The following is a 23,238-nucleotide window of genomic DNA, read 5'->3' on the forward strand; positions in this document are numbered from 1 at the left end:
ATGACCACATCGTTGTCCGTCGAGCAGGAATGGCTCGACGAAGCCGTCCGCATCGCGGAGACCAACGTCGCGCACGGCGGCGGCCCGTTCGGCGCGCTGATCGTGAAGGACGGCGAGATCGTCGCGACCGGCGTCAACCGCGTCACCGCGAACCTCGACCCGACCGCGCACGCCGAGGTCGTCGCGATCCGCGCGGCCTGCCAGGCGCTCGGCACCTTCAAGCTCGACGGCTGCGTGCTCGTGTCCAGCTGCGAGCCGTGCCCGATGTGCCTGTCCTCGGCGCTGTGGGCACGCGTCGACAAGGTCCTCTTCGCCGCCGACCGCGACGACGCGGCCAAGGCCGGCTTCGACGACCGCGCCTTCTACGAGCTCTTCGACCGTCCGCGCGAAACGTGGACGGTCCCCGTCACCCGACTGTCCGCAAAGGACGGTTTCGCCCCGTTCGCGGCTTGGCTCGACAAGAGCGACCGCACCGACTACTGACCCGCCGACCTCTGACCCACAAGGCCAGCTGACCGGAGCACAACCGAATCGAACGTCCCGCTCGCCAGGCACGGCGTTGTGCCTAGGCCTGGCCGAGCACACCCACCGGCAAGGGCAGGACGCATGACCCAGGTAGAGATCCACGAACCCGAGATCGGCGAAGTACCCGAACCACCCGCGCGCCGATCGCTGCTCGACAAGCTGTTCGAGCTGCGCGCGCGGCAGAGCACGATCGGCCGCGAAGTCCGCGGCGGCGTCACGACGTTCGTCGCGATGGCCTACATCGTGCTGCTCAACCCGCTCATCCTCGGCGCTTCCGCCGACATCACCGGCGCCCGGCTCTCCGCCGCGCAGGTGACCACGGCGACCGCGCTCGCCGCCGCCGTGATGACCGTCCTCATGGGACTCGTCGGCAACGCGCCCCTCGCGCTGGCCGCCGGCCTCGGCATCAACGGGATCGTCGCCTTCCAGATGGCCCCCTCGATGACGTGGGCGCAGGCGTTCGGGCTGGTCGTGCTCGAAGGCGTGTGCATCGTGCTGATGGCGGTCAGCGGCGTCCGCGAGCGGATCATGAACGCCATCCCGCGGCCGCTCAAGATGGCGATCACCGTCGGGATCGGGCTCTACATCGCCCTGGTCGGGCTGGTCAGCGCCGGGTTCGTGACCCGGATGCCGGACGCGGCGCAGACCACGGTCCCGGTCCGCCTCGGGGCGAGCGGGCACCTGCACGGCTGGCCGATCGTCGTGTTCTGCTTCGGTCTGCTGCTGATGATCGTGCTGATGGCCCGCAAGGTCCCGGGCGCGGTGCTGATCAGCATCGGCGTGGCCACCGTGCTCGCGGTCGTGCTGCACGAGGCGTTCGGCGTCGGCGGCTGGGGCCTCACCACCCCGGCGCTGCCCGACCACGTCGTCGCCGCACCGGACTTCGGGCTCTTCGGCCACATCGACCTGTTCGGCGGCTTCGCCTCGGCGGGCGCGCTCGCGGCGACCGTCTTCCTGTTCACGCTGGTGCTGTCCGGGTTCTTCGACGCGATGGGCACGATCACGAGCGTCTCCGACGAGGCCGGACTGTCGAAGAACGGCAAGGTCCCGCGGATGGGCCGGATCCTGCTGGTCGACGGCGCGGGCGCGATCGCCGGCGGCGTGGCCGGCTCGTCGCCGAACACGGTGTTCCTGGAGTCCGCCGCAGGGGTCGGCGAAGGCGCCCGGACGGGGCTCGCGAGCGTCGTCACCGGCCTGCTGTTCGCCGGGACGCTGCTGTTCACCCCGCTCGCCGGGGTCGTCCCGGCGCAGGCCGCGGCGCCCGCGCTGGTCGTCATCGGCGGCATGATGGTCGCCCAGTGCCGCAACATCCCCTGGAACGACCCGGACTACACGATCCCGGTGTTCCTGACCGCGGCGCTGATCCCGTTCACCTACTCGATCACCAACGGCGTCGGCGCGGGCCTGATCGCGTTCGTGCTGATCAAGATCGGCCGCGGCAAGTGGCGCGAGGCCGGCTGGCTGCTTTCGTTCCTGGCGCTGGTGTTCGCGGTGTACTTCGCCGTCGACGGCGTCGAAGCCCTCTTCCGCTAAGGAGATCCCCGTGGCCTTGATGTTCTTCAACGGCGGCGCCATGCGCGGCGAGCCGCTGCACCACCTGCTGGCCGGAGCACCTTTCGTGACCGAGGCGAAGACCGCGCCGAAGTACCGGTTCTACGCCGTCGGCGACCAGTGCCCGGCGCTGTACCCGGTGTCGCACGGCGGTGCCGAGGTGACCGGCGAGGTGTACGACGTCTCGCTGGACGACCTGCGGGACAAGGTGCTGCCGTCCGAGCCGCACGAGCTGGAGCTGGGTGTGGTGGAGCTGGCGGACGGCAGTTCGGCGTTCGCGATGCTGCTGCGGCGGCCGTACACCTCGCACGTCGCCCTGCGGGACATCACCGAGGTGGGCGACTGGCGGGCGTACAAGGCGAGCGCGTGAAGGTCCTGGTCGCGCCGGACAAGTTCAAGGGGTCGCTGACCGCGGCCGAGGTGGCGTCGGCGGTGGCTTCGGGCCTCGCCGACGTCCACCCCGGCGTCGAGGTGCAGGAGCTCCCGGTGGCGGACGGCGGCGACGGCACGGTCGACGCCGCCGTCGCCGCCGGCTTCCGCCGGGTGCGCGTCCCGGCACGCGGTCCGACCGGGGCGCTGGTGACGGCGTCCTACGCGGTCGGCGGGGAGACGGCGGTGGTGGAACTGGCCGAGGCGTCGGGGTTGCACCGGCTGCCCGGCGCCCCGGCCCCGCTCACGGCGACGAGCGCGGGCACGGGCGACGTGATCGCGGCGGCGATGCGGGCGGGGTGCCGCCGCATCGTGCTCGGGGTGGGCGGAAGCGCGTGCACCGACGGCGGCGCGGGCATGCTGGCCGCTCTGGGCGCCCGGCTCCTCGACGGCGAAGGCCGGGAGCTTCCCTTCGGCGGCGCGGCGCTTTCGGAACTCGCGTCGCTGGACGTGTCCGGTCTGTCCGAAGTGGACATCGAGCTGGCGAGCGACGTCGACAACCCGCTCTACGGCCCGAGCGGGGCAGCGTTCGTCTACGGGCCGCAGAAAGGAGCATCGCCCGAGGACGTCGAGACGCTGGACGCGGCGTTGCGGCACTGGGCGATGTTCGCCGGCCCGGAGTTCGCTTCCCGTCCGGGCGCGGGAGCGGCCGGGGGAGTGGGGTTCGCGGCGATGGCAGTATTGGGCGCCCGGATGCGGCCGGGCATCGAGCTGCTGCTGGACTTGCTCGGGTTCGACGCGGCCCTGTCCGGCGCGTCCCTGGTCATCACCGGCGAAGGGTCCTTGGACGAGCAGACGTTGTCCGGCAAGGCCCCGGCGGGGGTGGCCCGGGCAGCGGCGGCGAAGAGCATCCCGTGCATCGCGGTGTCCGGCCGGTGCCAGCTGTCTCCGGCAGAGCTGGCGGAGGCGGGCATCACGGCGGCGTACGCACTGACGGACGTCGAACCGGACCCGGCGCGCTGCATGACGGAGGCGGCACCGATGCTGCGCCGCCTGGCCCACCGCATCGCGGTGGACCACCTGAACCCTTGACGAAGAACGACCGCTACTAACGATTTGTTACCATCGTAACCATGGCAACGAAGACGGCGGTCGACACCCGGGAACGCATCCTCGAAGCGGCGGCGGCACTGCTGGCGGCCGAGGGACGCGACGGTCTGTCGACGCGAGCGGTGAGCGCGGCGGCAGGCGTCCAGCCCCCGGCGTTGTACCGCCTCTTCGGCGACAAGGACGGCCTGCTGGACGCGGTGGCGGCGTACGGGTTCGACGAGTACCTGACGAGCAAGAAGGCATTGGGCACCACGGGCGACGCGGTAGAGGACCTCCGCCGAGGCTGGGACTTGCACATCGAGTTCGGGTTGTCCCGCCCGGAGTTCTACGTACTGATGTACGGCGACGCCCGCCCAGGCCGCACGTCACCGGCAGCACGCGAGGCAGAGGCAATGCTGCGAAGCATGGTCGAGCGGGTAGCGGCAGCAGGCAGGCTGAGGGTGAGCGTCGAGCGAGCGGCACGACTGGTGCACGCAACAGGAATGGGCGTAGTGCTGTCGTTGATCGCGACCCGAGTGGCAGACCGCGACCCAGAGCTGTCAGAGACGGCCCGCGAGACGGTGTTGACGAGGATCCTCACGGGCAGCGAGGAGCCGTCAGGCTCGAAGCTGCCCGAGAGAGCGATAGCGCTCCAAGCGGGCCTGGAAGGTGCGACAGCACTGACAGAGGCAGAGCGAGTGCTGATGCGAGAGTGGCTGAACCGCATAGCCAACGCATAAAAGCGACGGTCCCCGGCAAACACAACCCAACGACAACCCAGACCCCCCGGGCAACCCCGATCCGAAGCCAGAACACGGCCGGCAGCGCCGGGTCAAGGCATCTTTCCCGCCTTGACGCGGTGTTGCCGGCCGTAGTCACAATCACGGCTTCGGGGTTGGCGAAGAAGCAAGCCGAAAGCACGAGGGCTGTATCGATAAAGTCCCATCGGACATTGCTTGTCACCGCCCAGAGGCCCAATATGTTGCCGCCCACAACATATCCACGACACCGCCGTCGGAGGCCCCGAATGATCAGGTGGAAAGCCGCCCTGGCCTGCGCAGGAACAGCAATCCTGCTAACCGGAGCACTCCCGGCACCAGCCCAGGCCACCGGAACGGCAACCGACTGCTGCGGTGGAGGAGCCTCCTGGGCCACAGGCAACAAGTCCGCCCTGGGGACGTCGACCACAACGGCAAGCCCAGTCTGGTTCACCGTCGCGAACGGAGTCACCTCGGAGGTCTTCTACCCCCGAGCCGACGTCCCGAACATGCAGGACATGCAGTACGTGATCACCGACGGCACCACGTTCGTGGACCTCGAGCGAGACGCGACGAACCACGTCGTGACGATGCCCGACGAGAAGGCACTCCAGTACACGGTGACGAACACGGCCAAGAGCGGCAAGTACCGGATAACAACGGACTACGCGACGGACCCGGCCCGAGCCACCCTGGTCACGAACACCCGCTTCCAATCCCTGGACGGCGGAACCTACCGCCTCTACCTCCTGGCCAACCCCTCGATGGCCGGCGGCGGAGCGAACGACAACGCGTGGTGGGACGGCACCGGCCTGGTAGCCGGCGGAACCGAAACGCTGTTCGGCGGCACGGCGACAACGGTCGTCCAAGCCCTGCGCGTCTCGACCGGCTTCACCGCGCACGACAACGGCTACACGGGCGCTAACAGCGACTGCCTCGTCGACCTACGCGCCGACAGAACCCTGAACAACCAGTTCGACAACATCTCCGGCACGGGCAACGTGGTCCAGTGTGGACAGATCCCGGTCGGCACCGACACGACGTTCACGGTCGCACTGGGCTACGGCGACACCGCAGCAGCGGCGACGTCCAACGCGAGCAGCTCGCTGGGCACCGGGTTCACCGCCGTCTCGAGCTCCTACCGCAGCGGCTGGAACTCCTACGTGGGCGGTCTGAAACCCGCCCCGGCCAGCGTCTCCGGCGACACCCAACGCCGTCGCGCCTACTACGTCGCGGCAATGGCGCTCAAGACCGCCGAGGACAAGCAGCACCCCGGCGCGAGTGTCGCGGGCCTGGCGACCCCGTGGGGCGACTACACGAACGGCGACCACCTCAACGACGGCTACCACCGCGTCTGGGGCCGTGACCTCTACCAGCAGGCGACCGGCCTCCTCGCCGCCGGCGACAGCGCGCAGGCCAAGCGGATGGCCCAGTTCCTCTGGAGTTCCCAGTGGATCGGCAGCCCCACGGCCGGCGACGGCACGACGTACCCGGCGGGGTCGTTCCCGCGCTACAGCCCGGTTTCCGGGGTGAGCGGCGCCAGTGCCCAGCAGCTCGGCTGCTGCGAACAGCTCGACCAGGACGCCGACGCGATCCTGCTCGCCTGGCTGACCGGCCTCACCGACGCCTCGACGTACGCCAAAGTCAAGACGACGGCGAACCACATCGTCTCGACCGGCCCGGACACCACCGAGCGGTGGGAGGAGCAGTACGGCAAGTCGCCGTCGTCGGTGGCCGCCGAGATCGCCGGCCTGATCGCGGCGGGCGCCATCGCGCGCGCCAACGGCGACACCGCGAGCGCGACGACGTGGGAGTCCACCGCGGACTCCTGGCGCAACTCGTTGGCCGGCTGGACGGTCACGACGTCCGGCTACTGGGGCGGCCACACCTACTACGAACGCCTCGACCGCTCCGGGAACCCCAACGACGGCGCGACGATCTGCTTCGACGAAGGCTGCTTCTACGAGCACGACGTCACCGACTTCGGGTTCCTCGACCTCGTCCGGCTCGGCATCCGCCCGGCGAACGACCCGACGATCGCGAACTCGGTCGCCCCCACGGCGGCCGCGTCCGACGGCAACTCGGCGGTGCAGGTGACCTTGCCCAACGGTGACGTCTACTTTCACCGCTACCCGCACGACAACTACGGCGAGAGCACGTCGGCCTGCACCGGCTGGCCCGCCGGGGGAAGCCAGCGGTTCGGACGGCTGTGGCCGGTGCTGTCGGGGGAGCGGGGGCAGTACGAGCTCGCCAACGGCCGCTCGGCGGCGGTCTACCTGAAGTCCATGGCGGACTCGGCCAACGACGGCTACTTCGTGCCCGAGCAGGTCTGGGACCGCGCGGACGTCGGTTGCTTCGGCCTCGGGCGCCCGACGGGCAGCGCGGGTCCGCTGATGTGGGCCGAGGGCCAGTACCTGCGGCTCGCGCAGAGCATGGACGCGGGCTACAACCTCGACACACCGTCGATCGTGAAGTCCCGCTATCCCTTCTGAGTGCTCAGCTTCCGGGCCCGGGTCAGCAGCTTCTCGACCCGGGCCCGCAGCTGCGGGGTCTCCTGGCCGAGGTCCGGCAGCAGCTTGGTGTAGTCCGTCACGAGACTCCGGTACCCCTGGGCGAACTTGCTCCGGCCCTTCTGCCGGGCGTACCGCTGGTCCAGGTCGATGATCCGCTGGGCCAGCACGGCCGCGGCCGCCGCCAGCTCGGTCCGCTCGTCGGCTTCGGTCTCGCGGCGGTCCTTCCGCGCCACCGCGACCCGGCCGGTCCGGCGCGCGGCGAGGTAGAGCCCCGACGACCCCAGGAGCACCGCCGCGACCGCGGCCGTGGCGATCAGGTACCGCGGCAGCGAGGGGCTGACCGTCCGGCCGCCGTCCGGGATCGACCCGGTCCGCACCAGCAGGTCGTAGTTGACGACCATAACCTTCAGCGCGTCCACCGGCCGGGCGGCGAAGCCGTCGATGCCGGTGCCGATCATCGACTCGGCGACGAACGCCTTGCCGAAGTTCTCGTCGTCCACGCCGGGCAACCGGGAACAGCTGTACTTCTTGTAGTCGTCACCGTCGCGGCTGAGCATCACGGCGAGGGTGCCGTCGACCGCGCTGCCCAGGCTGTCGCACGCGTCGCCCAGGTCCGCGCCCGGTTCGAGGAAGGCCACGACCAGCCGCCGGTTGCCGATCACGCGTTCCGCGGCCGGCTGGTCGAGCGTGACCCCGGGCGCGACGTACACCGACGCGGACCGCAGCTGCCGGGCCACGGGTGTGTCGAAGACCCCCGCCGACCACACCGCCCAGCCCGCCAGCACCAGGCAGCCGAGCACCGCGACCCCGAACGCGGAGCCGAAGAACCGCTTCACGTGAGCCTCCCGCGCAGGTATTCGGCCGGCCGGTACTCCGGGCGGCGCAGCAGATCGGCCGTGGTGCCGAGCTCCGCCTCGGCCGCGTCGAGCAAGCCGTGGACGTGGTGGTCGGGCAGCTTCCCGGTGAACGCCTCCCTGGCCGCCGTCAGCTGCGTGATCCCGCGGGTCAGGGCCGCGGCCGAAGGGCCGTCGGTGAGGCCCGAGACCTCGACGGCGAGCGCGGTCAGGCCGGCCAGGCGGGTCGGCACGCCAGCACCGGTCGGACGGTCCGGCCGGACCAGCCGGCGGGCCGAGAGCACGAGGAACCCGACCGCGCAGGCGGCGAACAGCCACGGCAGCACGGGCAGGGCGACCCGCAGCGGGTCGAACGGGGTGTAGGGGAGCGGGCGGTCGAACAGCCCGGCGTAGCGGATGGCCGTGACCCGGTCGAGCCACGCGCCCAGCACGTTGCGCTGCGGGTAGGCGTACGTGCTGAGGCGGTCGGCGAATTGGCCGTAGAAGCTGGCCGTCGCGACGTCGGAGAAGTCGGCGGCGAACGGGCCGTCGTACTCCACCCACTGGCCGTACATCGCCACGATCGGCCGGCCGGGGAACTCCTTCGCCAGCGCCGGTCCGAAGTGGACGAGCGGCTGACCGGCCGGCTGCTGCGGGAGAGCCACGTACAACGGCTGCGCGCCGGGGAACGCGGCGGTGGTGGCGGGCGCGTCCTTGAGCGTCGCGCCCGGAGCGATGAACCGGCCGGTGCCGCGCAGCTGCGCCGTGACCTCGGCCAGTTCGGCGGCGGTCGGGTCGCGGCGGGCGAGTGCGGGCTGGTCCGGGGCGTCCGGCTGGTGGTTGAGGTGCGCGGCCAGGGTGGTCAGCGACTCCGTGACGTCGCCGGTGGCGAACTCGTGCATCCACTCGGACGCGCGGTCGGGCGAGGCCTGCAGCATCCCGCCGGTGACCTCGGTCCCGATCACCTGGATGGTCGCGTCCTCGACCTTCGTCACCCGGTCGCGGGCGTCCTTCGGGAGCCCGGGCGGGGCCACGATCACGCGGACCCCCGCCTTGCCGGCCGCGGCCCGCACGGCTTGGTCGTCCCAGGTCGCGATCGCGCCCGGCAGCCGGACCACGGGGGAGTCCTTGACCATCGCCGTCAGCTGCTCGGCCGAGGGGACGGTCGCGCCGCTCAGCTCGCCCGCCGAGCCCTCCGGGATCGGGTCCGCGGCCGCGGGCGCCTGGCCGTAGCTGACGTCGGTGCTCTGCTTCTGCACCAGGAGGAACGTCACCAGCACGGCGACGGCCACGGCCAGCAGAGCCCAGCGAATCCGGTCAACCACGGGCGGCCGCCCGCCAGAGCGCGTCGGCGCGGCGCGCGTGGTCCTCGGCCGACCGGGCCGCTCGCTCGCCGCCGTGGCCGGCCGCGATGGTCTCCGCCCGGGTCAGCAGCTGCTCGGCTTCGAGCAGGGGAGCGGCGGCCGCGTCCCGGCTCACCGCCGCGCTGTCGATCGCGGCGCGCGCGGCCGACCAGGCGGTCCGCCGGCGCAGATCCCGGTCCCGCCACCAGGGCACGGCGACGACCCCGAACCCGGCGGCGGCGATCACCACCGCGCCGAGCACCCACACAAGCCACGTCATCCGGCCACCTTCGCACTTCGATCTTCGGCGAGGAGGTCATTCTGACGGCCGAAGCCCGGCGAGGTGACGACGTTGCCGCATTGTGTCCCGGTCGCTCACCGGACCAACCGGACGGTCTTCGCGGCCGGGACGAACGTCGCCGTCTGGCCGCGGGTGAGCGCGACGCTGTCCGTCTCGAGGCCGTCGCCGAACGCGACCAGGCGGTCGGATTCGACCTCGACCGTCAGCGGCGCCCGCGTCAGGTCCCCTTCGGTGCACGTGGTCCCGGTCGTCGGCGACGGCCAGGCCTCGCGCACGAACCAGACGAGCCGGGCCTCGCCGGGCGCGGGCAACCGCAGTGCGCTCCCGCGTTCGCGCCACACCGAGCCGCACCAGCCGGTGGCGCCGGTGCCCGTCCCGACGAGGATCCCCGACGACGCCTGGCGTTCCGCCGGCCCGCCACCGACCCCCAGCCGGTAGCGGGCCGTCTGGTGCCCGGCGTGCCCCAGGTAGATCTCGTTGAGCGCGAGCAGCCGCTGCCCGTCGTCGGCGGTGAGCTCGGCCATCGTCCGGTGCTCGACGTCGCCGGTGGCCCGCACCAGGTCCGCGACCGCCGCCGGTGGGTGCCGCACGAGCACCCCGGGCGCGCCCGGCGCGATCCCGACCACCGGCTGGCCGTCGAGGTACTTGGCGACGTTCGCGACGAGCCCGTCCTGGCCGACCACGACGACGACGTCCTCCGGGGTGAACAGGAACCGGTCGAGGTCCGCCCGTTCGACCTCGCCGCGGCGCCAGTCGAGCGGGATCGCCGCCGACGCCGCGGCGAGCGCCGCACGCACGGCGGCGTCCGCCTCGGTCACCTCGGCCAGGTCGCGTCCGCGCGTGCGCAGGAAGAACTCGGCCTGGCCGCGCGTGCCGTGCCGGGCGAGCAGCTCGGCCAGCTCGGTGCGCCGGTGCACCAGCACGACGCGCGGGGCGAGGCTCACGACCGCACGCCCAGCTTCGTCAGCAGCGGCGCGAGCAGGTCCGGGGTGACCGTCAGGCTGTCGATCTGCGGCAGGTTTCCGGCCAGTTCCTTCAACGCCAGTCCGGTCAGGACGCCCTCGGGCAGGTCGCGGTACGCGGCCAGCCGGGCGGCTTCCCCGGCCGCCTCCGCCTCGCCGAGCGCGCGCTTGCCTTCGGCTTCCACGAGCGTCAGGCGTTCCTTGCGCGAGGCCTGCGCCTCGGTCTCGATCCGGCTCGCCGCCGCGGCCTCTTCGGCCTGGCGGCGGGCGTTGGCGCCGCGCTGGGAGACCAGCTGCTCTTCGCGCCGGGCCAGCTCGATCTGGTTCTGCAGCTCGTTTTCCCCGATCGCGCGTTCGCGTTCGACGGCCAGCGCGCGCCGCTCGAAGGTCGCCCGGTCGGCCTCCTGCTGGACCTTCTCCCGCGCGGTCGTCTGCAGGGCCTTCTCGACCTCCGGCTCGGCCCGGATCGCGACGACGCGGACGTCGACGACGGCCGAGCCGGTCTGCGCGAGGCGGGTGTCCTCCTCGGCGAGCCCGGCGCGGATCCGGTCGCGGACCGCGCGCACGCCGTCGACCAGCGCGGTCGCCAGGTCGGTGCGGGTCAGCACCTCCACGGCGTACTGCTGGACGTTTTCGGTGAGCAGCCCGCTGATCTGCGCCAAGGGGTCGCTTCTCCAGCGGCCCGTGTCCGGGTCGATGGAGAAGTCGATGCGCTGCGCGGCCAGGGCCGGGTCTTCGATCCGGAACGTCAGCGCGAGCTGCACGGTGACGTCCTGGAAGTCGGCCGTGCGGGCGTGGAACAGCAGCGGCAGCTCGCGGTCGTCGACCGGGACCTCCGAGACGACCGCCGTCAGCGGCCGGTACCAGAACGACAGCCCGACGCCGTCGTGCGCGAGCTTGCCGCGGCGGTAGTGGCGGATGTGCACGGTGGGTGCGCCGCGCAGGTGCCGGAACCCGAAGCGGCGGTCGATGTCGGCCATGAGCCCTCCTCTTATCGTCGAGGTGACGATATGCGGACGGCGGCCTAATCGTCAAGCTGACGATTAGAAGGTAGGGTGGTGGCATGGGTCACCCGCCGTTCGCCGTCACCGTCGACCTCGTCGTGCTCACCCTGACCGGGGACGAGCTGTGCGCCTTGGTCGTGCGCCGGGGGGTCGAGCCGTACCGGGGGGAGTGGGCGCTGCCCGGCGGGTTCGTCCGCGAGGACGAGGACCTCTCGGACGCGGCGCGCCGCGAGCTGGCGGAGGAGACCGGGCTGGCGCCGGGGACCGTCCACGTCGAACAGCTCGCCGGCTACGGCGCCCCGGACCGCGACCCGCGGATGCGCGTGGTCACCGTCGCCTACCTGGCGCTGGCCCCGGACCTGCCGACGCCGAGCGCGGGCACGGACGCCGCGGAGGCGCGCTGGACGCCGGTCCGGTCGCTGACCCGCGAGCACCTGGCGTTCGACCACGACCGGATCCTGGCGGACGGGGTGGAACGCGCCCGCGCGAAACTGGAGTATTCGCCGCTGGCGACGGCGTTCTGCGCACCGGAGTTCACGGTCGCGGAGCTGCGGCGGGTGTACGAGCTGGTCTGGGACACGCGGCTGGACCCGCGCAACTTCCACCGCAAGGTCACCGGCGCCGAGGGCCTGCTGGAACCGACTGGCCGCACGACCACCCGCGACGGCGGCCGGCCGGCGCAGCTGTACCGGCGCGGGAAGGCGGAACTGCTGTACCCGCCGATGTTGCGAGCGTGACGCTCAGGCCGCGCACGTCCGCCGTGCGGCCAGGTGGGAGCGCGGCCACTCGGCGCTCGCGCCCCTACCTCGCGGGCCCGTGCAGCTAGGCGGCGCGGGCCGCCGCGCGCCCGCAACGCACCCGGCGGCTGCGCCTCCGGTCTCGGGGGCCGGTGCAGCTAGGCGGCGCGGGTGGGGGCCAGCCGTCGTGCTGCCACAGTGCACTCGGCGCCTGTGCCCTGACCTCGCGGCTCGTGCAGCTAGGCGGCGCGAGTCGCCTAGCGGCCGCAACGTACTCGGCGCCCGTGCCCCCGACCTCGCGGGCCCGTGCAGCTACGCAGCGCGGGCGGGCGCGAGCCGCCGCGCGGCCGAAACCAGCGGCAGCAGGCGTGTGCCGAAGTTGCGGGCCGCCAGGCCGCCGCGAGTGGCCGGGATCAGGAGCGCCGCCGCCGTGGACACGTTGCGCTGCTTGGGTTCCACCAGCTTTCGATGCTCTGCCTCGTACCGGCGGAACGCCGCGGCCGCGTCACCCGGCGTGCGGCCCAGCTCCTCCGCCAGCGTGTACGCGCCGGCCATCGCCAGTGTCGAGCCGTCGCCGAACAGGGACACGCACGACGCCGCGTCGCCGGCCAGCGCGATCCGCCCGGACGCCCAGGCGGCCATCCGCACCCGGCTCACCGAGTCCAGGTAGAGGTCGTCGGCCTCGCGCACGCGCTCCAGCAGCTCCGGCACCCGCCAGCCCGCACCCTCGTACGCCTCGGCGAGCATTCGCTTGTGCAGCACCGTGTCCCGGTGGTCGAACCCCGGGACGGCGGCACCGCGGAACATGAACGCGGCGATCCCGTGGCCGCGCGACGGGTGCACGGCCACCGCCCGGCCCGGCGAGTTGTACATCACCAGCTCGGTGCGGTCGGCGGGCGGCTCGGCCAGCGGGAGCGTCGCGATGTAGACGCCCATGTGCTCGACGAACGCGTGCTCCGGCCCGAACGCCAGCCGCCGCACGCCCGAGTGCAGGCCGTCGGCGCCGATCACCAGGTCGAACCGCCGGGGAGCGCCGCGCTCGAACGTCACGTCGACGCCGCCGTCGTCCTGGTGCAGTTCGGTGATCGAGTCGTGGAAGACGATCTCCGCGTCCTCGCGCGCGGCTTCGTGCAGGATCGCCGCGAGGTCGGTGCGCGGCAGCTCGATGCCGCCGTCGCCGCCCATCGTGACGCGGCCGGTGCGGCGTCCGGCGTCGTCGACGAACTTCAGCGACGTCACGGCGGTGCTCGCCTCGCGCAGCTTCCCCGTGATGCCCATCCGGTCGGCGACGCGCGCGGCCGGCCCGCGCACGTCGACCGGGCTGCCGCTCGAGCGCAGCCCGGCCGCGCGCTCGACGACGGTCGGCCGGAAGCCGGCGCGGGCCAGCCAGTACGCCAGCGTCGGCCCGGCGACGCCCGCGCCGGAGATCAGTACGGTCTGCTCGGTCATGGTGAAACCCCCATCGAAGTCCTGACCATCGGTCAGCCATGACCGTACGCTCCTGTCCAACGGTCAGGCAAGCGGCTAGGCTCGGGCGATGACCGACGACACCCGCGCCCGGATCCTGCGGGCCGCGCTCGAGGAGTTCTCCGAGCGCGGCTTCCACGCGGTGTCGGTGCGGGAGCTGGCCGAACGCGTCGGCGTCACCAAGACCGCGGTGCTGTACCACTTCCCGGGCAAGGCGGACATCGTGACGGCGCTGGCCGAGCCGCTCCTCGACGACCTCGACACCGCCATGACGAAGGCCGCGGCCGCCGCCGACCCGCGCGCGGCGGCGATAGAGGGACTGCTCGGCGTGTGGCTGAGCCACCGCTACCTGCTCCGGATGAACCTGCGCGACCTCGGGCTCACCGCGTCGAAGCCGGTGTTCGACCGCTTCCGCGACGGCATGCTCAAGGCGAACCACCTGGTCGCGGGCCCGGACGCGGACCTGGCGGGCCGGGTCCGCGCGGCGCAGGCGATCGCGATGCTCAGCGACCCGGTGGTCCTGTTCGCCGACGCCCCGGTGGACGAGCTGCGCGCGGCGGTCCTCGACGGCGTCGACCGGTTGTACACCGCGCCGGAGCCCGAGCCCAGACCGCGTACCCGCCGCGGCCGGCCACCGGTGATGAGCCCGGAGACGATCGAGGCGGCCCGCCGGCTCTACGACGCCGGCCACGCCCCGGCCGACATCGCGACGGCGCTGGGCGTCTCCCGCGCCACGATCTACCGCCACCTGCCCGGCGTCGAATAATGAGACGCATTAATGAGACTTATTGAGACGCGACTTCGATCTCCGGCAACGCCGCCAGCTGGGCGGACGTCAGCTTCGACGCCGCCGCGAACACCTTCTGCTGGTGTTCCTTGATCCGCTCGTCCACCAGCCGGCTCAGCTCGAAGGCCAGCCGCCCGGTCTGCTTCACCGTGACCTCGTCCACCAGCGGCCGCGCGGCCGACGTGATGACCACGCCCGAAGCCTCGCCGGTCAGGGATTGTGAGACGCCGACCGAGTAGGCCTCGCGCGGGTTGGCCGGCCCGTCGATCGAGAAGTCGCGGATCCGGCCCAGCAGCGCGTGCCACTCGGCGACCTCACCCGGCACGCCGGTGGCCTTGACGTCGTCGACCGTCAGGTGCAGGCCGCGGTCGCCGGTGCGGAAGCAGCGGGCGTAGCAGTTGAGCGCGGACACCCACAATGCCTCGACGAGCACCGCGTCGACGCGCGGGCGGGCCAGTTCGGCCACCAGCCGTTCGCAGCACTCGAGGGTGAACTGCAGGTCGTCGAAGAGCGCGACGAGATCGGCGAGGCCCAGTGCGCCCGGCGTGCTGAGCTGCCGGGCGCTCGTGGGGGTCGTCGTGGAAGGGGTCATCCGGGACGCTCCTGTCGGCGGTCGAACCTCAACGAGACCGCATCCGGGCGCGTCCCGGGGTCTCAATTTGCGACACCACCCGCCACGGGCCGGAAGGACAGGGCGAACGACGTCTTCCGCGGCACCAGCCGGTACGCCGGCAGCACGCCGGGGCCGCAGGCCGCCGTCCCGAGGCCGTGGTGGGCCACGTCCAGCGTCACGTGGACCAGCGAACCCGACTCCAGCTCGTCGGTGTGCCGCGCCGCCTCCAGGGCCGCCGACGTCCAGCGGCGGGCCGTGAAGTCGAACGCCGGGTCGCCGTCGATGCGCAGCCCCGTTCCGTCCGGGTTCGTCAAGCGGGCCCAGCGCACGTCCGTCCGGTTGCCGTTCTCCTGCGGGTACACGTACGGCGTCTGGAGGCCGTCGACGCTGCTCGAGAACCGCCCGATCCGCGCCGCCTGGCGGCTGTCCGGGTACGCCTCACCGGGACCACGCCCGAACCACTCGGCCGAGCCGAACGTGCCCGGGAGCGCCATCGCCAGGCCGAGCCGGGGGAGTGTGCCCGGGAACTCGCCGTCGGGGGTCACGTCGACCCGCAGCCGCAGGCCGCCGTCGAAGGCCGTCCAGGTGTAGTCCGCGAACAGGCCGAACGGCTGCGCCGGCGGGGCGACGCGGGTGCGTACCAGCAGCTCGTCGCCGTCGGCGTCCACCGCGATCACCCGGTGCTGCATCCGGTGCAGGCCCGCCGCCAGCCACTGCGACGCCTCGGACGGCCCCGGCGACGAACCGCGGTCGTTGTCCGTCGTCGCGCGCCAGACGCCCAGCCGCGGCCCCCGCACCGGGTGGCCGCCGAGGGTCGTCAGCGTGCCCGTCGCCGGGTCGAACTCGCCGGCACCGAGGATGAGCCCGCCGGACGTGCGGAACACCGGACCCCGCGGCGAAGGCAGAGCACGGGCCGGTGCGGGCGAAACCGGCAGCTGGCCCCACCCGACGACGTGCCCGGCCGGCGCCCAGGCCGTCCCGGACGTCAGCGAAGCGGAGACCGTCAACCACGACTCGCCGCTCGTCACCGGCAACGACGGCAGGGGAACCGACACGCTCTGTCCGGATTGGACGGTGGGTACGTCGAGAACGCCTTGGGTGACAGCGATTCCTTCCTCCTCGAGCACCCAGGTGAACGTCAGGTGCCCGGTGTCCGCGAAGTCGTAGTGGTTCGAAACCCGGATACCGGACGAATCCGCGTCGATCCGGACCGGCTCGATGATCTTCGCGAACTCCGTGAGTCCCGGCGACGGCGTCCGGTCCGGGAAGAGCAGGCCGTCGATGACGAAGTTGCCGTCGTGGAGGAGCTCGCCGAAGTCGCCGCCGTAGGCGAAGTGGCCCGGCGCGGCGAGGCCGTGGTCGATCCACTCCCAGACGAACCCGCCCTGGCAGTTCGGGTACCGCTCGAACAGCTCGCGGTACTCCAGCAGGCCGCCCGGCCCGTTGCCCATCGCGTGCGCGTACTCGCAGAGGATGAACGGCAGGTCGCGGCGACGCTCGTTGTCGTCGTCGCGGCGGCCGATCCGCTCCACTTCGGACGGTGTCGCGTACATGCGGCTGTGGACGTCCACATAGGAGCAGTCGTGGTCGCCTTCGTAGTGCACCGGCCGGCTCGGGTCGCGGTCGCGCACCCACGCCGCCATCCGCGCCAGGTTGTCGCCGGTGTGACTCTCGTTGCCCAGCGACCAGAGGATCACGCTGGGCCGGTTCTTGTCCCGCTCCACCGTGCGTCGCATCCGGTCGAGGTAGGCGTCCGTCCACATCGGCTCGGAGCTCGGGTTGCGGTCCCACCCGAGCGGCCCGAAGCCGTGGGTTTCCAGGTCGCATTCATCGATGACCCACAGGCCGTACTCGTCGCACAGCTCGAGGAACACGGGATCCGGCGGGTAGTGGCTGGTCCGGACGGCGTTGACGTGGTGCCGCTTCATCAGCAGGACGTCGGCCAGCGCGGTCTCCCGCGACACGACGCGCCCGGTCCGCGGGTCGTGCTCGTGCCGGTTGACCCCGCGCAGCAGGATGCGTCGCCCGTTGACCTCGAGCTGCCCGTTCTCGATGCACACCGTGCGGAACCCGATCCGGACGGGCACGCGTTCGGCCACAGTGGACAGCGTGCCCTCGTACAACGTCGGCGTCTCGGCGCTCCACGGCTCGACGGGCAGCTCCAGGGGCTCTCCGGCCGGGTGCCCGGCGACGCCCAGCGACGGGATGTCGAGCACGGCGTCCGGGACGGTCTCGACCCGGACCGTGCCCAGCCCGGTCGTGTGGTCGTATCCGGCATGGATCCAGTGGTCGCCGATGCCGCCGTCCGGCCGCGCCAGCAGCTTCACCGCCCGGAAGATCCCGGACAGCCACCACATGTCCTGGTCTTCGAGGTAGCTGCCGGCCGACCACTGGTGCACGCGCACGACGAGGACGTTGCCGCGCGGCTTCAGCAGCGGCCCGACCTCGAACTCCGCCGGCAGCCTGCTGCCCTTCGTGACGCCGAGCTCGGTGCCGTTGAGCCAGATCCGGCCGCACGAGTCGATCCCGTCGAAGCGCAGCAAAGACGACCCGGCCGGCCAGCCGGCGGGCAGGTCGAACCGCAGCCGGTGGTCGCCGGTCGGGTTCTCCGACGGCACGTGCGGCGGGTCGACCGGGAACGGGTAGTGCACGTTCGTGTAGGCGGGCTTGCCGTGCCCGTGCAGCTGCCACAGCGACGGCACCGGCAGCTCGTCCCACGAGGAGTCGTCGAACCCGGGATCGGCGACGTCCGGGGGAGCGGCGGTGAGGCTCGGCGACAGGTGGAACCGCCAGGTGCCGGCCAGCGACAGCGACGGCGCGTCGGAGCCGAAGGCCGCGCGCGGGGCCACCGAGCCGTAGCCCGGGCCCGGGTCTTCGACGTACCCCATGGCACCTCCCGTGAGCGTTCCCGTGAACGTTCACGGGCGTAGCCGCAGTGTGCTGACCGCCGCCGCGGCGTGTCAAGCGATCAGGCGGATTCACGCAGGTGGAGCCGGGCGCGGACGATCAGCTCACCGGGCTCGAGGGGCGCGGCACCGGTCACGAGCCGCGCCGCTTGGTCGACGGCCAGCGCGCCGAGCGCGCGGGTGTCGATGGCAACGCTGGAGAGCTCCGGGTCGACGAGGGTGCCGAGGGCGAGCCCGTCGAAGCCGATCACCGCGAGGTCGGCCGGGACGCGCAGGCCGAACCGGCGGGCTTCGCGCAGGGCACCGATGGCGATCACGTCGTTGAAGGCGAACACGGCGGTGACGTCGGGGTGAGCGGCGAGCAGGCTCGCGAGAGCCGCGCCGCCGCCGTCGACGGACTGGGCGGCGCGCGCGATCCAGCCGGGCGCGACCGCGATGCCGTGCGCGGCGGCGGCCCGCCGGAACCACAGCTGCCGGACGCTGGGTTCGGGCCCGTCGTCGTCGAGCATCGCGATCCGCCGGTGCCCGCGCCCGACGAGGTGGGCGAGGGCCTCGCGGACGCCGTCCTCGCCGTCGATCGAGATGCCGCTGAACCGCGGCAGGCGCGGCTCGCGGCCGATCAGCACGACCGGGACGCCGGGGGTGAACCGGTCGAGGTCCTCTTCGGACCGGCTGAAGTACCCGACGACGGCGTCGACCTGGGTGCCGATGACCCGCAGCGTGGCGAGCTCCTGCTCGGCGTCGCCGGCGGTGTCGTAGACGACGACGTGCCGGCCGCGCGCCCGGGCGGCCGCCAGCGCCCCGGAGGCGACCTCGGTGAAGAAGGGGTTGAGCAGGTCCGGCACGACCAGGCCGATGGTGGTGGTGTCCGGCCGGACCAGGCCGCGGGCGAACCGGCTCGGCCGGTACCCGAGTTCCCGGGCGGCGTCCAGGACGCGCTGCTTGGTCGAGCCGTCGATCTCGGCCTTGTCGTTCAGCGCACGCGACACGGTCTGCCGCGACACCCCGGCCGAGCGGGCGACGTCGTGGATCGTCACCCGCCGGGGTTCCGTGCTGCTCGAAGACATCCGTCGAGTATGCCCGCCTCGGCCGGGCGCGCCAGCCGCGGAGGCTAGAAGATCGACCAGCCGGTCAGCGTCGTGAACCGGTCCAGCGCCGCCACGCCCGCCACCGAGTTGCCGCGAGCGTCCAGGCCGGGGCTCCACACGCAGACCGCGCACCGGCCCGGGACGATCGCCAGGATGCCGCCGCCGACGCCGCTCTTGCCCGGCAGCCCGACCCGGTAGGCGAACTCGCCGGCCGCGTCGTAGGTGCCGCACGTCAGCATCACCGCGTTGATCCGCTTCGCCGCGCTGAGGTCCAGCAGCCGGGTGCCGTCGTTGCGGATGCCGTGGCGGGCCAGGAACAGCGCCGAGCTTGCGACGTCCGCGCAGCTCATCGCGATCGAGCACTGGCGGACGTACTGGTCGAGCACCGACGGCACCGGGTGGCGCATGTTGCCGTAGGACGCCATGAAGTAGGCGAGCGCGCGGTTGCGGTCGGCGTGCCCCGCCTCGGACGCGGCCACTTCGGGATCGACGTCGATGCCCGGCCGGCCGCTCTCCTCGCGCAGGAAGGCGAGCAGCGCGTCGGCCGCGTCGCCCTGGCGGGCCAGCTCGTCGGTAACCACCAGCGCGCCCGCGTTGATGAACGGGTTGCGGGGGATGCCGTCCTCGTGCTCGAGCTGCACCAGCGAGTTGAACGGGTCGCCGGACGGCTCGCGCCCGACCCGCGTCCACACGCCGTCGCCGCGGGACAGGACCAGTGCGAGGGTGAACACCTTCGACATGCTCTGCACCGAGAACGGCCGCCGCCAGTCGCCGATGCCGTACAGCCCACCGTCCACTTCGGCCACCGCCATGCCGAACGCGCTGGGCTCGATCCGCGCGAGGGCGGGGATGTAGTCCGCGACGGCGCCGCGGCCGACCTCGGGCGCGACGTCGCCGGCGATCCGGTCCAGCAGCGCCGCGAGGTCCACGGCCGCAGCTTAGAAGCCGCGGCCTGCGGGTCGTGCGGCGGCCCTGTCAAATCAGAACGGGGCAGTACCACCGAAAGCGGGTGGTGATCTCCCGCACACCTTAAGTTTTCCTTAGTGTGCTTGGTGACCTGCCGCACAGCCTCTAGCGTCTGGCAACCATGGATTCCTCGCTCCTCACCGAAAAAGGTGAAAGCTACTCGAAAGCGCTGGGCAACCGCCAAGTGCAGATGATCGCCATCGGCGGCGCGATCGGCGTCGGGCTCTTCCTCGGCGCCGGCGGCAAGCTGCACCAGGTCGGCCCGTCGCTGGTCCTCTCCTACGCGATCTGCGGGGTGGCCGCCTACTTCGTGATGCGCGCGCTCGGCGAGCTCGTCCTGCACGAGCCCAGCTCCGGCAGCTTCGTCACCTACGCGCGGAAGTTCATCGGCCCGTGGGCCGGATTCGTCTCGGGATGGATGTACTGGGTCAACTGGGCGATGACCGGGATCGCGGAGATCACCGCGGTCGCGATCTACGTCCACAAGTGGCTGCCGGACGTGCCGCAGTGGTGCACCGCGCTGGTCGCCCTCGGCGTGCTGCTCGCGGTGAACCTGCTGAGCGTCAAGCTGTTCGGGGAGCTGGAGTTCTGGTTCTCGGTGGTCAAGGTGCTGGCCATCGTGGTCTTCCTGGTCACCGCGCTCGGCCTGGTGTTCACCAGCGCGGACATCGGCGGCACGCCGGCCGGCGTGCACAACCTGACCGACCACAGTGGATTCTTCCCGGCGGGCATCGGCATCGCGCTGATGACGCTGCAGGCGGTCATCTTCGCCTACTCGGCCATCGAGGTCGTCGGCATCGCGGCGGGCGAGACGAAGGACGCCCGCAAGGTGCTGCCGAAGGCGATCAACGGCGTCGTGTGGCGGATCGGCGTCTTCTACGTCGGTTCGGTGCTGATGCTGGCGATGCTGCTGCCGTGGCCGTTCTACAACGGTGACGAGAGCCCGTTCGTGACGGTGTTCAGCCGGCTCGGCATCCCGGGCATCGGCGACGTCATGAACGCGGTCGTGCTGACCGCGGCGCTCTCCAGCGTCAACTCCGGCCTCTACTCCACCGGCCGGATCCTGCGCTCGCTGGCCGAAAAGGGCGAGGCGCCGTCGTTCGTCAGCCGGATGAGCAGCCGACACGTGCCCTACGGCGGCATCCTGTTCACCTCGGTCGCCTACCTGCTCGGCGTGGTGCTGAACTACCTGGTGCCCAAGGACGCGTTCGACATCGCCATCGCGATCGCCTCCCTCGGCGTGATCACGACGTGGGCGACGCTCGTGTTCTGCCAGCTGCGCCTGCGCCAGGCCGCGCTGCGCGGCGAGCTCGAGCGCCCGTCCTACCGGATGCCGTGGGCGCCGTACTCGGGCTGGGCGACGCTCGCCTTCCTGGCGCTGGTGGTCGTCCTGATGGGCTTCTCCGACGGCGCGGAGAAGGTCGCGTTCTACTCGATCCCGGTGCTGGCCGTGGTCCTCGCGGTGGGCTGGCGGTTCGTGGCGAAGCGGCGGGAACCCGCCGCTCAGCGCAGGTAGTTGTAGACGCTGGCCCGGGAGATCCCGAGCAGGTCGGTCAGCGCCGGCACCGCGTTCTTCAGCTCGAGGAACCCGCGTTCCTTGAGCGTCCGGACTAGGTCCTTCTTCGCGGCCGCGGGCAGACCGCGCGGGGTGTGCCCGCGCTCGGTCGCGTAGTCCTCGACCAGCGCGCGCAGCTCGTCGCCGGTGCGGGCCCGCAGCGACTCGGTCAGCGGGGCCGGTTCGTCGGTGCGGGCCAAGCGCGTCAAGGCGCGGGCCGCGGAACCCAGCAGGGAGACGTCGAGGTTGAGGCACAGGGCCGCGACGTACTCCCCGCCGGAGTTGCGGATGCCGATCGACGTGCTCTTCGCGGGCCGTCCATCGGGGAAGCGGTTCGGGTAGTTCTGGAGCACGTCCGGGAACTCCGGGTCGGCGATCCGGGCCAGGCCGAGCTCGGTCGCCGGGTCGCCGACGGCGCGCCCGGACAAGCCGCCCTCGATCGCGCGCACGGCGTGGGCCGGGTCGCGCAGGTCGTGCAGCACGACCTCGCACAGTCCCGGGAACATCCGGCCCACGGCGTGGGCGATCTTCTCGGCCTCGCGCAGCAGGAGCTCGTCCTCGGTCATCCGATCAGCTCCCGCAGCCGGTCGCCGGCCTTCAGCCCGGACCCGGTGAGGACGACGACGGTCGTCTCGCCGGGCCGGATGGCGCCCCGCGCGCGGAAGACGTCGACGGCCGCGGCGGCGGTCGCGCTGGTCGGTTCCGCGTACAGGCCGAGGGACGCCAGCCGGCGGGCCGCGGCGGCGATGGCGTCCTCCTCGATCGCGGCGGTGTCGCCGCCCGACCGGCGGATCGCCGCGACGACCTCGGGGAGGCGGACCGGGTGCCGGATGGCGGTCCCCTCGGCGACGGTCGGGGCGAACGGCGGCGGCTGCCGGTCGTGGAAGGCGGCGTCGACGGGGGAGCAGTTGCGCGGCTGGGCGACCAGCAGACGCGGGCGCCGGGTGATCGACCCGGCGGCCAGCAACTCGCCGAAGCCCAGGTCGCAGCCCAGCACGATGCTGCCGGCGCCGGCCACCGTGACGACGGCGTCCGGCGCGCGGAACCCCAGGTCCTCCCACAGTTCGTAGGCCAGCGTCTTCGTGCCCTGCAGGAAGAAGGGGTGCCAGTTGTGGCTGGCGTAGGTCGTGCGCGCCGAGCGGCGGACGGCCTCGGCGGCGGTGTCGTCGCGCGTGCCGGGGACCAGTTCGACGGCCGCGCCGTACGCGCGGGTCTGCAGGACCTTCGCCGGTGACGTCCCCTCGGGGGCGAGCACGGTGGCCGCGATCCCGGCCGCGGCGCTGTAGGCCGCGACCGACGAGCCGCCGTTGCCGGAGCTGTCCTCCAGCAGTTCGGTGACCCCGGCGCCGGCCAGCGCGGAGATCATGACGCTGGACCCGCGGTCCTTGAAGCTGCCGGTCGGGCTGAACCACTCGAGCTTGAACCGCACGTCGCCGTCACCCCACGGCCGCGGGACCAGCGGGGTGCAGCCTTCGCCGAGCGAGACCGGGCGCAGGTCGCCGGGCAGGGCGGCCCGGTAGCGCCACAGCGACCGGACGCCGGTGTCGACGTCGCCCGGGGTGAGGCCGGGCAGCGGACCGACGGTCAGGGGCGCGCCGTCGTCGCCGCGCCACCGCAGCGGGTCGCCGGGGTAGCGCGTCCCCGACCGCTCGTCGGCGTACCAGTACTCCACGACCACCTCCACGCTCTGGACAGAAGGTCCAAGCCTAGACGATGTGTCCATCGTTACCGGCGAGTATGCGAATCGCTTTCAGCTTCTTCTAAGGAAAATCTGTCACCGGAGAGTGGAAAATTCTTGTCGGCGAGCGTCGGACGGGCGACTGGAGGTACCGATGGTGTCCGGCTGAATACCCGGAGTCGTGCTGGTCGGA

Annotated in this window: 21 protein-coding genes; 9 read left to right on the forward strand and 12 right to left on the reverse strand. The window is 72.2% G+C overall.

Features of this window, described 5'->3' with window-relative positions:
* The 6 genes from ACIRSS_RS44500 to ACIRSS_RS44525 all read left to right on the forward strand — a co-directional run bounded on the left by ACIRSS_RS44500 (window position 1) and on the right by ACIRSS_RS44525 (window position 6,784).
* Window positions 1-483, forward strand: a complete 483-nt coding sequence (locus tag ACIRSS_RS44500) for a nucleoside deaminase (protein WP_400906772.1) — start codon at window positions 1-3, stop codon at window positions 481-483.
* A gap of 123 nt (window positions 484-606) precedes the next feature.
* Window positions 607-2,058, forward strand: coding sequence for an NCS2 family permease (locus ACIRSS_RS44505; protein WP_400906775.1), 1,452 nt, complete (start codon window positions 607-609; stop codon window positions 2,056-2,058).
* A gap of 10 nt (window positions 2,059-2,068) precedes the next feature.
* Window positions 2,069-2,446: a gamma-glutamylcyclotransferase gene (locus tag ACIRSS_RS44510; protein ID WP_400906778.1), complete on the forward strand. Its 378-nt coding sequence runs from the start codon at window positions 2,069-2,071 to the stop codon at window positions 2,444-2,446.
* Window positions 2,443-3,537 (forward strand): glycerate kinase, encoded by a 1,095-nt coding sequence (locus ACIRSS_RS44515; RefSeq protein ID WP_400906780.1) that lies wholly within the window; start codon window positions 2,443-2,445, stop codon window positions 3,535-3,537. Before ACIRSS_RS44510 ends, ACIRSS_RS44515 begins: the two co-directional genes overlap by 4 nt.
* A gap of 41 nt (window positions 3,538-3,578) precedes the next feature.
* On the forward strand, window positions 3,579-4,274 hold the full coding sequence (locus ACIRSS_RS44520; protein WP_400906783.1) for a TetR/AcrR family transcriptional regulator: 696 nt from the start codon (window positions 3,579-3,581) through the stop codon (window positions 4,272-4,274).
* A 287-nt stretch (window positions 4,275-4,561) separates the two neighbouring features.
* Entirely contained in the window at window positions 4,562-6,784 is a 2,223-nt protein-coding gene (locus tag ACIRSS_RS44525; RefSeq protein WP_400906786.1) for a glycoside hydrolase family 15 protein, read from the forward strand.
* Here ACIRSS_RS44525 and ACIRSS_RS44530 read toward each other — a convergent pair.
* From ACIRSS_RS44530 to ACIRSS_RS44550, 5 genes are all read right to left on the reverse strand, one after another.
* Window positions 6,772-7,641, reverse strand: a complete 870-nt coding sequence (locus ACIRSS_RS44530) for a hypothetical protein (protein ID WP_400906788.1) — start codon at window positions 7,639-7,641, stop codon at window positions 6,772-6,774. The two genes, ACIRSS_RS44525 and ACIRSS_RS44530, sit on opposite strands and share 13 nt — an antisense overlap.
* Entirely contained in the window at window positions 7,638-8,963 is a 1,326-nt protein-coding gene (locus ACIRSS_RS44535; protein ID WP_400906791.1) for a hypothetical protein, read from the reverse strand. The genes ACIRSS_RS44530 and ACIRSS_RS44535 overlap by 4 nt, the downstream gene beginning before the upstream one ends.
* Window positions 8,956-9,261 (reverse strand): DUF6403 family protein, encoded by a 306-nt coding sequence (locus ACIRSS_RS44540; RefSeq protein WP_400906794.1) that lies wholly within the window; start codon window positions 9,259-9,261, stop codon window positions 8,956-8,958. The genes ACIRSS_RS44535 and ACIRSS_RS44540 overlap by 8 nt, the downstream gene beginning before the upstream one ends.
* Before the next feature lie 95 nt (window positions 9,262-9,356).
* Window positions 9,357-10,226 carry a hypothetical protein gene (locus ACIRSS_RS44545; RefSeq protein ID WP_400906796.1) on the reverse strand — a complete coding sequence of 290 codons (870 nt, stop codon included), beginning with the start codon at window positions 10,224-10,226 and terminating at the stop codon, window positions 9,357-9,359.
* The gene (locus tag ACIRSS_RS44550) at window positions 10,223-11,224 is read right to left on the reverse strand and encodes an SPFH domain-containing protein (protein WP_400906799.1); all 1,002 of its coding nucleotides are present in this window, start codon (window positions 11,222-11,224) and stop codon (window positions 10,223-10,225) included. The genes ACIRSS_RS44545 and ACIRSS_RS44550 overlap by 4 nt, the downstream gene beginning before the upstream one ends.
* Window positions 11,225-11,307: 83 nt before the next feature.
* On the opposite strand from ACIRSS_RS44550, the gene ACIRSS_RS44555 reads away from it, so the two are divergent.
* A complete protein-coding gene (locus ACIRSS_RS44555; RefSeq protein WP_400906802.1) occupies window positions 11,308-11,985 on the forward strand; it encodes an NUDIX hydrolase in 678 nt (225 codons plus the stop codon).
* 312 nt (window positions 11,986-12,297) lie between these two features.
* Here ACIRSS_RS44555 and ACIRSS_RS44560 read toward each other — a convergent pair whose 3' ends face one another.
* Window positions 12,298-13,434 (reverse strand): FAD-dependent monooxygenase, encoded by a 1,137-nt coding sequence (locus ACIRSS_RS44560; protein ID WP_400906805.1) that lies wholly within the window; start codon window positions 13,432-13,434, stop codon window positions 12,298-12,300.
* An 88-nt stretch (window positions 13,435-13,522) separates the two neighbouring features.
* Between ACIRSS_RS44560 and ACIRSS_RS44565 the strand changes: the two genes are divergently transcribed.
* Window positions 13,523-14,218 (forward strand): TetR family transcriptional regulator, encoded by a 696-nt coding sequence (locus tag ACIRSS_RS44565; protein ID WP_400906807.1) that lies wholly within the window; start codon window positions 13,523-13,525, stop codon window positions 14,216-14,218.
* Between the two features lie 19 nt (window positions 14,219-14,237).
* On the opposite strand, the gene ACIRSS_RS44570 is transcribed toward ACIRSS_RS44565, so the two are convergent.
* From ACIRSS_RS44570 to ACIRSS_RS44585, 4 genes are all read right to left on the reverse strand, one after another.
* Entirely contained in the window at window positions 14,238-14,831 is a 594-nt protein-coding gene (locus ACIRSS_RS44570; protein WP_400906810.1) for a hypothetical protein, read from the reverse strand.
* Window positions 14,832-14,893: 62 nt separating this feature from the next.
* Window positions 14,894-17,740: a glycoside hydrolase family 2 TIM barrel-domain containing protein gene (locus ACIRSS_RS44575; protein WP_400906811.1), complete on the reverse strand. Its 2,847-nt coding sequence runs from the start codon at window positions 17,738-17,740 to the stop codon at window positions 14,894-14,896.
* A gap of 80 nt (window positions 17,741-17,820) precedes the next feature.
* Window positions 17,821-18,825: a LacI family DNA-binding transcriptional regulator gene (locus ACIRSS_RS44580; RefSeq protein WP_400906812.1), complete on the reverse strand. Its 1,005-nt coding sequence runs from the start codon at window positions 18,823-18,825 to the stop codon at window positions 17,821-17,823.
* 44 nt (window positions 18,826-18,869) lie between these two features.
* Window positions 18,870-19,775: a glutaminase gene (locus tag ACIRSS_RS44585; protein ID WP_400906815.1), complete on the reverse strand. Its 906-nt coding sequence runs from the start codon at window positions 19,773-19,775 to the stop codon at window positions 18,870-18,872.
* Window positions 19,776-19,933: 158 nt separating this feature from the next.
* On the opposite strand from ACIRSS_RS44585, the gene ACIRSS_RS44590 reads away from it, so the two are divergent.
* The gene (locus ACIRSS_RS44590; RefSeq protein ID WP_400906818.1) at window positions 19,934-21,328 is read left to right on the forward strand and encodes an amino acid permease; all 1,395 of its coding nucleotides are present in this window, start codon (window positions 19,934-19,936) and stop codon (window positions 21,326-21,328) included.
* Here ACIRSS_RS44590 and ACIRSS_RS44595 read toward each other — a convergent pair.
* Together ACIRSS_RS44595 and ACIRSS_RS44600 are read right to left on the reverse strand one after the other, a co-directional pair.
* Window positions 21,316-21,933 (reverse strand): transcriptional regulator, encoded by a 618-nt coding sequence (locus tag ACIRSS_RS44595; protein WP_400906821.1) that lies wholly within the window; start codon window positions 21,931-21,933, stop codon window positions 21,316-21,318. The two genes, ACIRSS_RS44590 and ACIRSS_RS44595, sit on opposite strands and share 13 nt — an antisense overlap.
* Entirely contained in the window at window positions 21,930-23,051 is a 1,122-nt protein-coding gene (locus ACIRSS_RS44600; RefSeq protein WP_400906823.1) for a pyridoxal-phosphate dependent enzyme, read from the reverse strand. The genes ACIRSS_RS44595 and ACIRSS_RS44600 overlap by 4 nt, the downstream gene beginning before the upstream one ends.
* Window positions 23,052-23,238 lie beyond the last annotated feature (187 nt).

Origin of the sequence: Amycolatopsis sp. NPDC101161 (assembly GCF_044768185.1) — a bacterium.
Classification (GTDB): domain Bacteria; phylum Actinomycetota; class Actinomycetes; order Mycobacteriales; family Pseudonocardiaceae; genus Amycolatopsis.

Excerpts from the sequence above, each read along its gene's own strand:
- ACIRSS_RS44540 (WP_400906794.1), bottom strand. The coding sequence starts at position 9,261 with ATGACGTGGCTTGTGTGGGTGCTCGGCGCGGTGGTGATCGCCGCCGCC.
- ACIRSS_RS44590 (WP_400906818.1), top strand. The coding sequence starts at position 19,934 with ATGGATTCCTCGCTCCTCACCGAAAAAGGTGAAAGCTACTCGAAAGCG.
- ACIRSS_RS44525 (WP_400906786.1), top strand. The coding sequence starts at position 4,562 with ATGATCAGGTGGAAAGCCGCCCTGGCCTGCGCAGGAACAGCAATCCTG.
- ACIRSS_RS44570 (WP_400906810.1), bottom strand. The coding sequence starts at position 14,831 with ATGACCCCTTCCACGACGACCCCCACGAGCGCCCGGCAGCTCAGCACG.
- ACIRSS_RS44520 (WP_400906783.1), top strand. The coding sequence starts at position 3,579 with ATGGCAACGAAGACGGCGGTCGACACCCGGGAACGCATCCTCGAAGCG.
- ACIRSS_RS44505 (WP_400906775.1), top strand. The coding sequence starts at position 607 with ATGACCCAGGTAGAGATCCACGAACCCGAGATCGGCGAAGTACCCGAA.
- ACIRSS_RS44555 (WP_400906802.1), top strand. The coding sequence starts at position 11,308 with ATGGGTCACCCGCCGTTCGCCGTCACCGTCGACCTCGTCGTGCTCACC.
- ACIRSS_RS44595 (WP_400906821.1), bottom strand. The coding sequence starts at position 21,933 with ATGACCGAGGACGAGCTCCTGCTGCGCGAGGCCGAGAAGATCGCCCAC.
- ACIRSS_RS44560 (WP_400906805.1), bottom strand. The coding sequence starts at position 13,434 with ATGACCGAGCAGACCGTACTGATCTCCGGCGCGGGCGTCGCCGGGCCG.
- ACIRSS_RS44565 (WP_400906807.1), top strand. The coding sequence starts at position 13,523 with ATGACCGACGACACCCGCGCCCGGATCCTGCGGGCCGCGCTCGAGGAG.
- ACIRSS_RS44550 (WP_400906799.1), bottom strand. The coding sequence starts at position 11,224 with ATGGCCGACATCGACCGCCGCTTCGGGTTCCGGCACCTGCGCGGCGCA.
- ACIRSS_RS44580 (WP_400906812.1), bottom strand. The coding sequence starts at position 18,825 with ATGTCTTCGAGCAGCACGGAACCCCGGCGGGTGACGATCCACGACGTC.
- ACIRSS_RS44575 (WP_400906811.1), bottom strand. The coding sequence starts at position 17,740 with ATGGGGTACGTCGAAGACCCGGGCCCGGGCTACGGCTCGGTGGCCCCG.
- ACIRSS_RS44500 (WP_400906772.1), top strand. The coding sequence starts at position 1 with ATGACCACATCGTTGTCCGTCGAGCAGGAATGGCTCGACGAAGCCGTC.